Here is a 12640-nt window from a genome sequence, read left to right on the forward strand (position 1 = left end):
GTACGGAGACTCCGTACCGGCCCTTCCACCGTGTCCTGCGCGGCGGTCCTGTCCGCGGTCCTGCCCGGCGGTCTTCGCGGCGGATCAGAGTCCGGCCGCGGCCGACAGATCCCGCTTGATCGCCACCAGCACCTCGTTGGCCGTCGCCCGCGCCGGGACCAGGTCGACCGCCGCGGCGACCGGCACCACGACCTCCAGGTAGCACTTGAGCTTGGGCTCCGTGCCGCTCGGGCGGACGATCACCCGGGCCTTGTAGTCGCCCTCCAGGTGGTAGCGCAGCCCGTCCGTCGGGGGCAGCGACTCCGTGCCCTTCGTCAGGTCCTCCGCCGACACGACCGTCAGACCGGCGAGCGAGACCGGCGGCCGCTCGCGCAGCGCCGCCATGGCGTTCGCGATGACGCTCAGGTCCTCGACCCGCACCGACAGCTGGTCCGTGGCGTGCAGCCCGTGCGCGATCGCCAGGTCGTCGAGCAGGTCGGTCAGCGTGCGGCCCTGCTCCTTGAGCACCGACGCCAGCTCGGTCACGAGCAGCGCCGCCGTGATGCCGTCCTTGTCGCGGACGCCCTCCGGGTCGACGCAGTAGCCGAGCGCCTCCTCGTAGCCGTACCGCAGGCCCTCGACGCGGGCGATCCACTTGAAGCCGGTCAGCGTCTCCTCGTAGCCGACGCCCGCGGCCTCCGCGATCCGGCCGAGCAGCGAGGACGACACGATCGACTCGGCGAACACGCCCGTCGCGCCCTTGTGCACCAGGTGCGCGGCGAGCAGCGCGCCCACCTCGTCGCCGCGGAGCATCCGCCAGCCGCCCACGACGGTCGCGTCGGGCACGGCGACGGCGCAGCGGTCGGCGTCCGGGTCGTTGGCGATGATCAGGTCGGGGTCCACGGCCCGGGCCGCCTCGAAGGCGAGGTCCATGGCACCCGGCTCCTCCGGGTTCGGGAACGCGACCGTCGGGAACGCCGGGTCGGGCTCGGCCTGCGCGGCGACGAGCGCGGGCGGCGGGAAGCCGGCCCGGGCGAAGGCGGCCGTCAGGACGTCCTTGCCGACGCCGTGCATGGCCGTGTAGACGGTCCGCGCGGTGCGGGGGGACCCGGAGGTCAGGACCGCGTCCGTACGCTCCAGGTAGGCGTTCAGGACCTCGTCGCCGAGGGTCTCCCAGCCGGCCTCCGGGCGGGGCACGTCGTGCAGCGAGCGGATCGCGTCGATCTCGGCGGCGATCTCCGCGTCGGCCGGCGGCACGATCTGCGAGCCGTCGCCCAGGTAGACCTTGTAGCCGTTGTCGCGCGGCGGGTTGTGGCTCGCGGTCACCTCGACGCCGGCGACGGCGCCCAGATGCCTTATGGCGTACGCGAGGACGGGCGTCGGCAGCGGGCGGGGGAGGAGCGCGGCGCGCAGCCCGGCGCCGGTCATCACGGCGGCGGTGTCGCGCGCGAAGTCGGCCGACTTGTAGCGGGCGTCGTAGCCGATGACGACGAGACCGCCCTCCTGGCCCTTCGCCCTGAGGTACGCGGCGAGGCCGGCGGCGGCGCGGATGACGACCGAGCGGTTCATCCGCATGGGCCCGGCGCCGATCTCACCGCGGAGGCCGGCGGTGCCGAACTGCAGCGTGCCGGCGAAACGGGCGGCGAGCTCGTCGCTCGCGCCGCGGTCGAGGAGCGCGGCGAGCTCCTCCCGGGTCTCCGGGTCGGGGTCCTCGGCGAGCCATGCCTGGGCCTGGGCGAGGAGATCGTCCTGCGTCACGGTGTGCCTTTCGGGGGAGGCGGGCGGCGGGTGGGTGCGGGGTGGGCCGCTGCGCGGAGCTTTTCCCCGCCCCGCCCCTTCCCGTAACCGGGGCTCCGCCCCGGACCTCGCGCCTCACACGCCGGCGGGGCCGGATTCTCCGCCTGCGGGGCGGAGAATCCGGCCCGCAGGCGATCGAGGGCACGGCGACGGGCCGTACGGGGTCCGGGGGCGGAGCCCCCTGGTTCGGGAAGGGGCGGGGTGGGGAAAGAGGCCCCGCGCAGCGGCCCCAGCGAGCCGGGAGGCTCAGATCCGGTCGAGGACGCGCGTCAGGAGCTCGCCCATGCGGGCGGCCGAGTCGCGCCCCGCCTGGAGGACCTCCTCGTGGTTCAGCGGCTCGCCCGAGAGCCCCGCCGCCAGGTTGGTGACCAGCGAGATGCCGAGGACCTCCGCGCCCGCCTCGCGCGCGGCGATGGCCTCGAGGACGGTGGACATGCCGACCAGGTCGCCGCCGAGCACGCGGACCATGTTGATCTCGGCCGGGGTCTCGTAGTGCGGGCCGGGGAACTGCACGTAGACGCCCTCTTCGAGGGTCTCGTCGACCTCCTTGCACAGCGCGCGCAGCCGCGGCGAGTACAGGTCGGTGAGGTCGACGAAGTTCGCGCCGACGATCGGCGAGGCGGCCGTAAGGTTGAGGTGGTCGCTGATGAGGACCGGCTGGCCGGGGCGCATGCCCTCGCGCAGGCCGCCGCAGCCGTTGGTCAGGATGACCGTCTTGCAGCCTGCGGCGACGGCGGTGCGGACGCCGTGGGCGACGGAGGCGACACCGCGGCCCTCGTAGAAGTGGGTGCGGCCGAGGAAGACGAGGGCGCGCTTCTCACCGATCTTGTACGAGCGGACCTTTCCGCCGTGGCCCTCGACGGCGGGCGGCGGGAAGCCGGGCAGGTCGGTCACCGGGAACTCGGCCTCGGGGGCACCGAGGGCGTCGACGGCGGGCGCCCAGCCCGAGCCCATGACCAGGGCGACGTCGTGGTTCTCGACTCCGGTCAGCTCGCGAAGACGTGCGGCAGCGGCCTCGGCGGCCTCGTACGGGGTGGCAGTTGCGTTCACTGACTCTCTCGCCTCGGGGAGGGGGGTCCGAGGCTGGCCCCGGACGGATTTGATACGCGCAGAAGCGTAGCCGGAGTTTGCCTACGCGCGTAGATGACGATGCCGACGGACATGCGATCGTTGTCTTGTCGTTTCCGACGAATGGCACTGGGGAGGAGTCGCCTTCGCCCTCGGTGGTTCCCACACCCCCGGCCGGCTTCCCGCCGGCGTCAGCAGGGACGCTTGCGCAACTCCATCACGTAGTCGTGCGGCGCGCCCGCCGACTCGGCCGCGTCGGCGACCTCGCCCAGGTACCGCGCCGAGGGCAGCCCGCCCTCGTACGCGTTGAGGACGTACACCCAGGCCGGCTCCTCGCCGTCCAGGGTGTGCACCCGGACCCGCATCCGGCGGTAGATGTCGAGCCCGACGCCCTCCCAGCGGTCCATGGACTCCTCGTCCATCGGCGCGATGTCGTACAGCGCCACGAAGACCTGGGAGCGCGGGGCCTCCACGATCGTGGCCAGCGCGCCGTCCCAGCCCATCTGCTCGCCGCCGAAGGTGAGCCGCCAGCCGCTGAGCCAGCCGGTGCCGCGCAGTGGGGAGTGCGGTGCGCGGCGGCTCATCAGCCGCGCGTCGAGGTTGCCGGCGAAAGCGGCGTAGAGCGACATGGGACCGAGGGTACGGGAGGGGGCGGGGTGTCCGGAGAACTCCGAGGTGGCGGCCGCGGGGTACGCCCGGGGGACGCGCGTACCCCTTCGGAGGCCCCGGCGTGAGGCCGCGCCGGGCGTGCGGGAGAATGGGGTACGCACTTGAAGCGTGCGGGACAATGGCGTACGCACTGCATCCCAGCGGGGGGACCCCCCGGCAGAACGAGAGCGCGAGGCGTAGATCCCAGTGACCCGGATCGTGATCATCGGCGGCGGACCCGGCGGATACGAGGCGGCCCTGGTGGGCGCCCAACTCGGCGCGGAGGTGACCGTCGTCGACTGCGACGGCCTCGGCGGCGCGTCCGTCCTGACCGACTGCGTCCCCTCCAAGACCCTGATCGCCACCGCCGAGGTGATGACCACCTTCGACTCCTCGTACGAGGAGCTCGGCATCATCGTCGCGGACGACACCCCGCACGTGGAGCAGGCCGCCCGTGTCGTGGGCGTGGACCTCGGCAAGGTCAACCGACGGGTGAAGCGCCTCGCGCTCGCCCAGTCGCACGACATCACCGCCTCCGTCACCCGGGCCGGCGCCCGGGTGCTGCGCGGCCGCGGCCGGCTCTCCGGCCGGCAGGCGATGGACGGCTCCCGCCAGGTGGTCGTCACGGCCGCCGACGGCACCGAGGAGACGCTGACCGCGGACGCCGTGCTGATCGCGACCGGTGGCCACCCGCGCGAGGTGCCGGACGCCAAGCCGGACGGCGAGCGCATCCTGAACTGGACGCAGGTCTACGACCTCAAGGAGCTCCCGGAGGAGCTCATCGTGGTCGGTTCCGGTGTGACGGGTGCCGAGTTCGCCGGCGCCTACCAGGCCCTCGGCTCCCGGGTCACCCTGGTCTCCTCCCGCGACCGCGTGCTGCCCGGCGAGGACCCGGACGCCGCCGCCGTCCTGGAGGACGTGTTCCGCCGCCGCGGCATGAACGTCATGGCCCGCTCCCGCGCCGAGTCCGCCAAGCGGGTCGGCGACCGGGTCGAGGTCACCCTCGCGGACGGCCGGGTCATCTCCGGCACGCACTGTCTGATGGCGGTCGGCGCGATCCCGAACTCGGCCGGAATGGGTCTGGAGGAGGCGGGCGTCAAACTGAAGGACTCCGGTCACATCTGGACCGACAAGGTCTCCCGTACGACCGCCCCCGGCGTGTACGCGGCGGGTGACGTGACCGGTGTCTTCGCGCTCGCCTCGGTGGCCGCGATGCAGGGCCGTATCGCGATGTACCACTTCCTCGGCGACGCGGTGGCCCCGCTCAACCTGAAGACGGTCTCGTCGAACGTCTTCACCGACCCCGAGATCGCCACCGTCGGCTACACGCAGGCCGACGTGGACGCGGGCAAGATCGACGCCAAGGTCGTCAAGCTGCCGCTGCTGCGCAACCCGCGCGCGAAGATGCAGGGCATCCGGGACGGCTTCGTCAAGATCTTCTGCCGTCCGGGCACCGGGATCGTGGTCGGCGGCTGTGTCGTCGCGCCGAAGGCGAGCGAACTGATCCATCCGATCTCGATCGCGGTCGACAACAATCTGACCGTCGAACAGATCGCAAATGCTTTCACCGTGTACCCCTCCCTGTCGGGTTCGATCGCGGAAGTGGCACGGCAGTTGCACACCCGGAAGTCCGCGGGCGAGGTCTGACATCCCTCCGGGCGGCCCTCCGGCGCACGGCTCCCGCCTGCGGGAACGGTTCGCCGACTTGGACAACCCCCGGCAAGGCGGGGCATAGTCCTGGCGCACGACGGATCAACGGCGGGGTCTCCCATACCACTTGGAGGCCCCGTCTGTGTGCATCTTCTGCAATTCGGCGCATAGTGCTGAAAAGTATCGGCCGGTCACGTTACTGTCAGTTTCGTGTTCGCTGCAGAACGTCGCCAGTTGATCCTCGAAATGGTGCGAGCCAATGGGGCCGTGTCGCTCCGCGAGCTCGCCCGCGTCGTCCAGACCTCTGAGGTGACCGTACGGAGAGACGTACGGGCCCTTGAGGCAGAAGGACTCCTCGACCGCCGGCACGGCGGTGCGGTGTTGCCGGGCGGATTCACGCGAGAATCCGGCTTCCCGCAGAAATCCCATCTCGCGACCGCGGAGAAGACGGCCATCGCCGACGTCGCCGCGAGCCTCGTCGAAGAAGGCGAGGCCATCGTCGTCGGCGCCGGGACGACCACGCAGGAGCTGGCCCGCCGGCTCGCCCGCGTGCCCGGACTGACCGTGGTCACCAACTCGCTCCTGGTCGCCCAGGCCCTCGCCCACGCCAACCGGGTCGAGGTCGTGATGACCGGCGGCACCCTGCGCGGCTCCAACTATGCCCTGGTGGGCAGCGGTGCCGAGCAGTCGCTCCAGGGGCTCCGGGTCTCCCGCGCCTTCCTCTCCGGGAGCGGGCTCACCGCCGAGCGCGGCCTCTCCACGTCCAACATGCTCTCCGCGAGCGTGGACCGGGCGCTGGTCCAGGCGGCGGCCGAGGTCGTGGTCCTCGCCGACCACACCAAGCTCGGCTCCGACACCATGTTCCAGACGGTGCCGACGGACGTCATCACCCGCCTGGTGACCGACGAACCGCCCGCCCACGACGACCGGGCCGCCACCGAGCTCCAGGCCCTCGCCGACCAGGGCGTGCAGATCGCCGTCGCCGGTACGGGCTCCGCGGGCGGCCCCACGGGCGGTGACCAGGTCCCCCCGGGCGCCCGGCCCCGCCGTGACATGCCGCTCCCGGTGCAGCGCGGCCGGATGGCGGCGGGTCAGTTCCGGGGACCGGGCGGAGGGATGGCCGCCGAGACGCTGGAGCGCACGGCGCGGGTCGCCGACATGCGGCGCCGCTGAGCCGGGGGGCCCTCCCCCAGGGGTCCCGCGCGCCGCCGTCGAACCTTCCCTGCCGCAGCGGCAGTTGCCGCCCCGGTCTTTCTCAGTCCTTGATGCCCCGAAGGGTCAGCGCGAGCAGGCGGTCCGCCAACTCCGCGTCCTCCGGGCACTGTTCCGCCGCCAGCGCGATCGCGTTGGTCAGCTGCATCAGATCGCCGATCGACACGTCGGCACGCACCAGACCGGCCTCCCTGGCGCGCCCGAGCAGCCGCTCACCCGCCGCGCGCAGCGGCTCGCTGCACTGGGCGAGCGCCGAACTCCGGTCGTACGAGGCGGACATCAGCGCGTGTGCGAGCCCCCGGTACTCGCCCGCGTGGGCGATCAGCGCCCGCAGCCACTCCACGAGCGCCCGGCACGGTTCCTCGGCCTCGGCCAGCTCTCCCGAACGGTGCAGGAGCTCCGCGAGGGCCTCCTGGAAGACCGAGCTGAGCAACTCGGCCCGGGTGGGGAAGTGGCGGTAGAGGGTGCCGATGCCCACGCCCGCGCGCCGCGCGATCTCCTCCAGGGGAGCGTCGGCGCCCTGTTCGGCGAAGGTGGCGCGGGCTTCGATGAGCAGCCGCTCATGGTTGCGTCGTGCGTCGGCTCGCATGGCTGGTGGATCGCCCTCCCCTCGACGAAGGGCCCGCAGGCGGCTGCCTGCGGGCCCTTCGTACCGTACTCGGTGACCGTGACCGGTCCCGGTGCCGTCGGTCAGTCCTTGATGTCGCAGATCGCGGCGCCGGAGGTGACCGACGCGCCGACCTCGGCGTTCAGGCCCTTGATGGTGCCGGAACGGTGCGCGTTGAGCGGCTGCTCCATCTTCATGGCCTCCAGGACGACGATCAGGTCGCCCTCCTTGACCTCCTGGCCCTCCTCGACCGCGATCTTCACGATCGTGCCCTGCATCGGGGAGGCGAGGGTGTCACCGGAGGCGGCGGGGCCGGACTTCTTGGCCGCGCGGCGCTTCGGCTTCGCACCGGCCGCGAGGCCCGTGCGGGCCAGCGTCATGCCGAGCGAGGAGGGCAGCGAGACCTCCAGGCGCTTGCCGCCGACCTCGACCACGATCGTCTCGCGGCCGGACTCGTCCTCGTCGGCGTCGGCGCCGGCCGGGGCGAACGGCTTGATCTCGTTGACGAACTCCGTCTCGATCCACCGGGTGTGGACCCGGAACGGGTCGGACGTGAACGCGGGGTCCACCACGACGGCCTGGTGGAACGGGATGGCGGTGGCCATGCCCTCCACCTTGAACTCGGCGAGCGCACGCGCGGCGCGCTGCAGGGCCTGCTCGCGGGTGGCGCCGGTGACGATCAGCTTGGCCAGGAGCGAGTCCCAGGCCGGGCCGATGACGCTGCCGGACTCCACGCCCGCGTCCAGGCGGACACCGGGGCCGGTCGGCGCGTCGAAGAGGGTGACGGTGCCGGGTGCGGGCAGGAAGCCGCGGCCCGGGTCCTCGCCGTTGATACGGAACTCGAAGGAGTGACCCCTTATGGCCGGGTCGCCGTAGCCCAGCTCCTCGCCGTCGGCGATCCGGAACATCTCCCGGACCAGGTCGATGCCCGCGACCTCCTCGGTCACCGGGTGCTCGACCTGCAGACGGGTGTTGACCTCCAGGAAGGAGATCGTGCCGTCGGTGCCGACGAGGAACTCGACCGTGCCGGCGCCGACGTAGCCGGCCTCCTTCAGGATCGCCTTCGACGCCGCGTACAGCTCGGCGTTCTGCGCCTCGGTGAGGAACGGCGCGGGCGCCTCCTCGACGAGCTTCTGGTGGCGGCGCTGCAGCGAGCAGTCACGCGTCGAGACCACGACCACGTTGCCGTGGGAGTCGGCCAGGCACTGCGTCTCCACGTGCCGCGGCTTGTCCAGGTAGCGCTCCACGAAGCACTCGCCCCGGCCGAACGCGGCGACGGCCTCGCGGACGGCGGAGTCGTACAGCTCCGGGACCTCTTCCAGCGTCCGGGCGACCTTCAGACCGCGACCGCCACCGCCGAAGGCGGCCTTGATCGCGATCGGCAGCCCGTGCTGCTCGGCGAACGCGACGACCTCGTCGGCGCCGGAGACCGGGTCGGGCGTACCGGCGACGAGCGGGGCTCCGGCGCGCTGCGCGATGTGACGCGCCGCCACCTTGTCACCCAGGTCGCGGATCGCCTGCGGCGGCGGGCCGATCCACGTCAGACCGGCGTCCAGGACGGCCTGCGCGAACTCCGCGTTCTCGGAGAGGAACCCGTAGCCGGGGTGGATCGCGTCCGCGCCCGAGTCCTTCGCGGCCTGCAACACCTTCGCCATGTCCAGATAACTGGTCGCCGGAGTGTCACCGCCCAGAGCGAACGCCTCGTCAGCCGCCCGGACATGCAGGGCATCCCGGTCCGGCTCGGCGTACACGGCCACGCTGCCGATACCCGCGTCCCGGCACGCCCGGGCCACACGGACAGCGATTTCGCCACGGTTGGCGATGAGCACCTTGCGCACGATGGCTCCCTCCTTGAAACAAGCTGAGTTTAGGGACTGCCGACACGGCCTTTCGACCCGTCCCCAGTGGTGAGCTTGCCCACACGGAGCGTGACCCCGGGCCTGCTCGGGTCGTGAATTCCCTTGTCGCACCACGGTACGCAGGGTTCCTTTACGGCACAGTAGCTCCGAGGTGTGGCGCAGGTCTCTGTTCGTGCGGCCAGTCGCCATTCGGGTTTCTTTGTCGAGTCCCTACGAATGGCCCAACGATTCTTTGCCCTGCCGTCGGCCGCCGCCGGTCGTGCGCACACTCTTGTCCAGGGGTTTACCGGCCAGTAGCCTTCGCGCTGTCGATCGTACTGTCGGTAACAGTCGTATCCAGGGGGTGGCCGAGGTGGCCCGCAGACCGATAGCTCTCGTGACGGCGGCGGTGCTGTTCCTCGAAGCGCCCGGGATCGTCGCGATCAACGCCGTGATGGCACGCTTCGTCAAGATCCAGACGATGTCGCTCGACGGTATGGACCCCGACGCGATGTACACCGGCACCTGGGCGCTCGGCATCGCCTCCGGCGTCGCGCTCGCCCTGTGCGGCCTCGTCGCCCTCGTCGCCGGCCTCCGCGACCGCCGGCCCGGCCGCGCCGGCCGGGGCCTGCTCATCGGCTGCGCGGTCGTCCACGGCATCCTCGGCGCCGTCACCGTCGGCCTGATCGGCTGGGGCGCGTTCGCCTTCATGATGCTCGTGCTCGGCCTGATCGTGCTCACCCTCGTGGCGTACGGAAAGGGGTACGAGAAGGGCGCCGAGCCCCACGAAGGGGCACCGGCACCCGCGTAGGGGCACACGCGTCCAGGGAGAAGCGCCCGCACGACGGTCCGTCAGGTCCAGAGGTCGGTGATCTGCACGCCCAGCTTCCCGAGCAGCGTGCGCAGCAGCGGCAGCGACAGGCCGATCACATTGCCCGGGTCGCCGTCGATGCCGTCGATGAACGGCGCCGAGCGCCCGTCCAGGGTGAACGCGCCCGCCACGTGCAGCGGTTCGCCGCTCGCCACGTACGCCGCGATCTCGGCGTCCGTCGGCTCGCCGAAGCGGACCACGGTGGAGGCCGTCGCCGACTCGTAGCGCTTGGCGGCCGTGTCGTACACGCAGTGACCCGTCTGGAGGATGCCGACCCGGCCGCGCATCGCCTTCCAGCGCGCGGTGGCCTCCTCCGCGTCCGCCGGCTTGCCGAGGGCCTGCTTGTCGAGCTCCAGGACCGAGTCGCAGCCGATGACCAGTGCGCCGAACGCCTCGGGGCGGGCGGCGACATGGGCGGCCTTCGCCTCCGCGAGGGCGAGCGCGAGCTCGGCCGGCGTCGGGGCGTGCATCTTGTCCTCGTCGACGCCGCTCACGATCACCTCGGGGGCGAGCCCGGCCTGACGGAGCAGGTTGAGGCGGGCGGGGGAGGCGGAGGCGAGCACGACACGGCGCGGTTCAGCAGTCATGGGGGCAGCGTAGCCAGTCACGGCCTCAGCGGGCGCTGACCACGAACATCGCCACCACCATCGCCAGGGCCAGCAGCACGCCCGCGCGACGGAGCCTCGCCTGCATGTCGCGCATGAACTTCGGCGGCTGATTCTTCGGGTCGGACCACAGCATGCCTCCGATCCTGGGGGCGGGGCGGGCGGGGCGCCTGAGTACGGATACTCAGGCGCCCCGGTGCCGAGGGACTATTCGCGGGCGAACGGAAGATCGCCTGACGGCTACGTCCGGATGAACACGCCGTCCCGCGCCGCCGCGAGCGCCGCCGTGACCGCCCGTTCCGCCACCTCCGCGGTGACCTCCTCGCGGGTGACCGCGAAGCGGTAGTACAGCGGCGCGGAGACGGCGCGGAGCAGCTCGGTCGGGTCCGTCCCCGCCGGGATCTCTCCGCGGGCCGCGCCCTTGGCGACGACGGGGGCCCATTCGCCGAGCCGGGTCCGGTAGAAGCCGGCGAGCGCGCGGGCGCAGTCCTCGTCGCAGGCGGCCGCCGCGATGACCGCGCGGAAGACGGCGCCCATCCGCGCGTCGGTGAGGGTGGCGCGGACGAGTTCGGCGTTGGTCCGCAGGTCGCCCGCGAGGCTGCCGGTGTCGGAGGCGGGCAGGGACTGCTCGGCCATGTCGTGCAGGAGGTCGGTGACCAGGCCGACGGGGGAGCCCCAGCGGCGGTAGACGGTGGTCTTTCCGACGCCCGCGGTCGCGGCGATCCGGTCCATGTTCAGGGCATGGAAGCCGGCGTCGGCGAGTGCGTCCTGGGTGGCGTCGAGGACAGCCCTGCGGACCTTCGCGGTACGGCCACCAGGGCGCAGGGTGCCGGGCGAGGCCGGTCGGCTCTCAGTCAAATGGGTCTCCTGTTCCATTAACGCCATCGACTCTGCTACGGTACGGGACATCTTAACGGAACCAGTCTCCCATTAAGGGGTCGTACGCATGGTTGCCCTGGATCACCCCACACCCGTCGAACAGCCCGCGGCCCCCGCCGCAGGCCCGGCGGACACCCGTATGACCGGACGGATGCGGCTCGTCCTCGTCGTCCTCCTCGTCGCCCAGTTCATGCTCGCCGTCGACTTCTCGATCCTGAACGTCGCCCTGCCCGTCATCGGGCAGGGACTCGGCTTCAGCCTCGGCGGCCTCCAGTGGATCGCCACCGCCTTCGCCCTCGCGGCGGCCGGATTCACCCTGCTCTTCGGGCGCGTCGCCGACCTCGTCGGCCGCCGCCGGCTCTTCCTCGGCGGCATGGCGCTCCTCGGCGTCTCCTCCCTCGTCGGCGGCCTCGCCACCGGCCCCGAGATGCTGATGGCCGCCCGCGTCGCCCAGGGCCTCGCCACCGCCGCCGTCACCCCCGCCGGACTCTCCCTCCTCACCGCCTCCTTCCCCGAGGGCCCGCTGCGCGCCCGCGCCCTCGGACTCAACGGCGCCCTCATGTCCGCGGGCTTCACCACCGGCGCGATCCTCGGCGGCGTCCTCACCGACCTGCTCTCCTGGCGCTGGGCGTTCCTCGTCAACGTGCCGGTGGCCCTCGCCGTCCTCCTCGTCGCCCCCGCCGTCCTCACCGAGAGCCGCCCGGCCGTCCGCCCCCGCCTCGACGTGCCCGGCGCCATCACCGTCACCGGCGGACTCCTCGCCCTCGTCTACGGCCTGACCGTCAGCGGCGAACACGGCTGGACCGACCCGACCGCGCTCACCGCCCTCGCGGCCGGCGCCGCGCTCCTGGTCGCCTTCGTCCTCGTCGAACGCCGGGCCGCCGCCCCCCTCGTACCGCTCCACATCCTCAAGCGCCGCACCGTCGTCTGGGGCAACCTCGCCGGACTCGTCGCCTTCGTCACCGAGACCTCACTCGTCTTCCTGATGACGCTCTACCTCCAGGACGTCCTCGACTTCTCCCCGCTCGCCGCCGGCCTCTCCTTCGGCGTCCTCGGCGCGGGCACGGTCCTCGGCGGAGTGTTCGCCTCCCGCTTCATCGGCCGCTTCGGCGCCCGTACGGCCCTGGTCTCCGGCGGCCTCCTCCAGGCCGTCGCGACCCTCTCCCTGTACGGACTCGGCGAAGGCCCCGGAAGCCTCTGGCTGCTCCTCGCCGCGACCTTCGCCGGCGGCGTCGGCAACATGCTCGCCATCGTCGGCTTCATGGTCACCGCCACCTCCGGCATCCCCGACCACGAGCAGGGCACCGCGACCGTGCTCGCCACCATGACCCAGCAGATCGGCATCACCATGGGCACCCCGATCATGAGCGCCGTCGTCGTCACCGCACCCGTGCTCCTCGACGGCATCGGCCTCGCGGTCCTCGTGAACGCGGCGATCGTCGCCGCCGGAGCCGTCCTGGCCGGCCTCTTCCTGCGCCGCACGTGA

The 12640-nt window shown here is 72.3% G+C and carries 12 protein-coding genes; 4 read left to right on the plus strand and 8 right to left on the minus strand.

Annotation, left to right across the window (positions count from 1 at the left end; all coding sequences use genetic code 11):
- Nucleotides 1-84 precede the first annotated feature (84 nt).
- The 3 genes from ACIP8Z_RS20035 to ACIP8Z_RS20045 all read right to left on the minus strand — a co-directional run bounded on the left by ACIP8Z_RS20035 (nt 85) and on the right by ACIP8Z_RS20045 (nt 3473).
- Nucleotides 85-1737, minus strand: a complete 1653-nt coding sequence (locus ACIP8Z_RS20035; RefSeq protein ID WP_402085083.1) for a phospho-sugar mutase — start codon at nt 1735-1737, stop codon at nt 85-87.
- Between the two features lie 285 nt (nt 1738-2022).
- Nucleotides 2023-2826 carry a purine-nucleoside phosphorylase gene (locus ACIP8Z_RS20040; protein ID WP_030323930.1) on the minus strand — a complete coding sequence of 268 codons (804 nt, stop codon included), beginning with the start codon at nt 2824-2826 and terminating at the stop codon, nt 2023-2025.
- Nucleotides 2827-3035: 209 nt separating this feature from the next.
- Entirely contained in the window at nt 3036-3473 is a 438-nt protein-coding gene (locus tag ACIP8Z_RS20045) for a gamma-glutamylcyclotransferase (RefSeq protein WP_329282320.1), read from the minus strand.
- A 226-nt stretch (nt 3474-3699) separates the two neighbouring features.
- Between ACIP8Z_RS20045 and ACIP8Z_RS20050 the strand changes: the two genes are divergently transcribed.
- Together ACIP8Z_RS20050 and ACIP8Z_RS20055 are read left to right on the plus strand one after the other, a co-directional pair.
- Nucleotides 3700-5139 (plus strand): NAD(P)H-quinone dehydrogenase, encoded by a 1440-nt coding sequence (locus ACIP8Z_RS20050; RefSeq protein WP_073910114.1) that lies wholly within the window; start codon nt 3700-3702, stop codon nt 5137-5139.
- Nucleotides 5140-5388: 249 nt separating this feature from the next.
- Nucleotides 5389-6315, plus strand: coding sequence for a DeoR/GlpR family DNA-binding transcription regulator (locus ACIP8Z_RS20055; RefSeq protein WP_402085332.1), 927 nt, complete (start codon nt 5389-5391; stop codon nt 6313-6315).
- An 82-nt stretch (nt 6316-6397) separates the two neighbouring features.
- Here ACIP8Z_RS20055 and ACIP8Z_RS20060 read toward each other — a convergent pair whose 3' ends face one another.
- Both ACIP8Z_RS20060 and ACIP8Z_RS20065 read right to left on the minus strand, forming a co-directional pair.
- The gene (locus ACIP8Z_RS20060) at nt 6398-6943 is read right to left on the minus strand and encodes a TetR/AcrR family transcriptional regulator (protein ID WP_402085086.1); all 546 of its coding nucleotides are present in this window, start codon (nt 6941-6943) and stop codon (nt 6398-6400) included.
- Between the two features lie 101 nt (nt 6944-7044).
- A complete protein-coding gene (locus ACIP8Z_RS20065; protein WP_402085088.1) occupies nt 7045-8799 on the minus strand; it encodes an acetyl/propionyl/methylcrotonyl-CoA carboxylase subunit alpha in 1755 nt (584 codons plus the stop codon).
- Nucleotides 8800-9172: 373 nt separating this feature from the next.
- Between ACIP8Z_RS20065 and ACIP8Z_RS20070 the strand changes: the two genes are divergently transcribed.
- Nucleotides 9173-9610: a hypothetical protein gene (locus ACIP8Z_RS20070; RefSeq protein ID WP_402085091.1), complete on the plus strand. Its 438-nt coding sequence runs from the start codon at nt 9173-9175 to the stop codon at nt 9608-9610.
- A 41-nt stretch (nt 9611-9651) separates the two neighbouring features.
- Here the strand turns inward: ACIP8Z_RS20070 and ACIP8Z_RS20075 are convergent, their stop codons facing one another.
- The 3 genes from ACIP8Z_RS20075 to ACIP8Z_RS20085 all read right to left on the minus strand — a co-directional run bounded on the left by ACIP8Z_RS20075 (nt 9652) and on the right by ACIP8Z_RS20085 (nt 11151).
- Nucleotides 9652-10257: a nucleoside triphosphate pyrophosphatase gene (locus ACIP8Z_RS20075; protein ID WP_383867126.1), complete on the minus strand. Its 606-nt coding sequence runs from the start codon at nt 10255-10257 to the stop codon at nt 9652-9654.
- Between the two features lie 25 nt (nt 10258-10282).
- The gene (gene mmpB, locus ACIP8Z_RS20080) at nt 10283-10411 is read right to left on the minus strand and encodes a morphogenic membrane protein MmpB (protein WP_402085093.1); all 129 of its coding nucleotides are present in this window, start codon (nt 10409-10411) and stop codon (nt 10283-10285) included.
- Nucleotides 10412-10515: 104 nt separating this feature from the next.
- Entirely contained in the window at nt 10516-11151 is a 636-nt protein-coding gene (locus ACIP8Z_RS20085; RefSeq protein ID WP_402085095.1) for a TetR/AcrR family transcriptional regulator, read from the minus strand.
- Nucleotides 11152-11221: 70 nt separating this feature from the next.
- Here ACIP8Z_RS20085 and ACIP8Z_RS20090 point away from each other — a divergent pair, with 70 nt between their 5' ends.
- Nucleotides 11222-12640, plus strand: coding sequence for an MFS transporter (locus tag ACIP8Z_RS20090; protein WP_402085098.1), 1419 nt, complete (start codon nt 11222-11224; stop codon nt 12638-12640).

The sequence above is a fragment of the Streptomyces sp. NPDC088553 genome (assembly GCF_044752965.1).
Taxonomy (GTDB): domain Bacteria; phylum Actinomycetota; class Actinomycetes; order Streptomycetales; family Streptomycetaceae; genus Streptomyces.

Excerpts from the sequence above, each read along its gene's own strand:
- ACIP8Z_RS20045 (WP_329282320.1), bottom strand. The coding sequence starts at position 3,473 with ATGTCGCTCTACGCCGCTTTCGCCGGCAACCTCGACGCGCGGCTGATG.
- ACIP8Z_RS20055 (WP_402085332.1), top strand. The coding sequence starts at position 5,389 with ATGGTGCGAGCCAATGGGGCCGTGTCGCTCCGCGAGCTCGCCCGCGTC.
- ACIP8Z_RS20060 (WP_402085086.1), bottom strand. The coding sequence starts at position 6,943 with ATGCGAGCCGACGCACGACGCAACCATGAGCGGCTGCTCATCGAAGCC.
- ACIP8Z_RS20075 (WP_383867126.1), bottom strand. The coding sequence starts at position 10,257 with ATGACTGCTGAACCGCGCCGTGTCGTGCTCGCCTCCGCCTCCCCCGCC.
- mmpB (WP_402085093.1), bottom strand. The coding sequence starts at position 10,411 with ATGCTGTGGTCCGACCCGAAGAATCAGCCGCCGAAGTTCATGCGCGAC.
- ACIP8Z_RS20085 (WP_402085095.1), bottom strand. The coding sequence starts at position 11,151 with ATGGAACAGGAGACCCATTTGACTGAGAGCCGACCGGCCTCGCCCGGC.
- ACIP8Z_RS20090 (WP_402085098.1), top strand. The coding sequence starts at position 11,222 with ATGGTTGCCCTGGATCACCCCACACCCGTCGAACAGCCCGCGGCCCCC.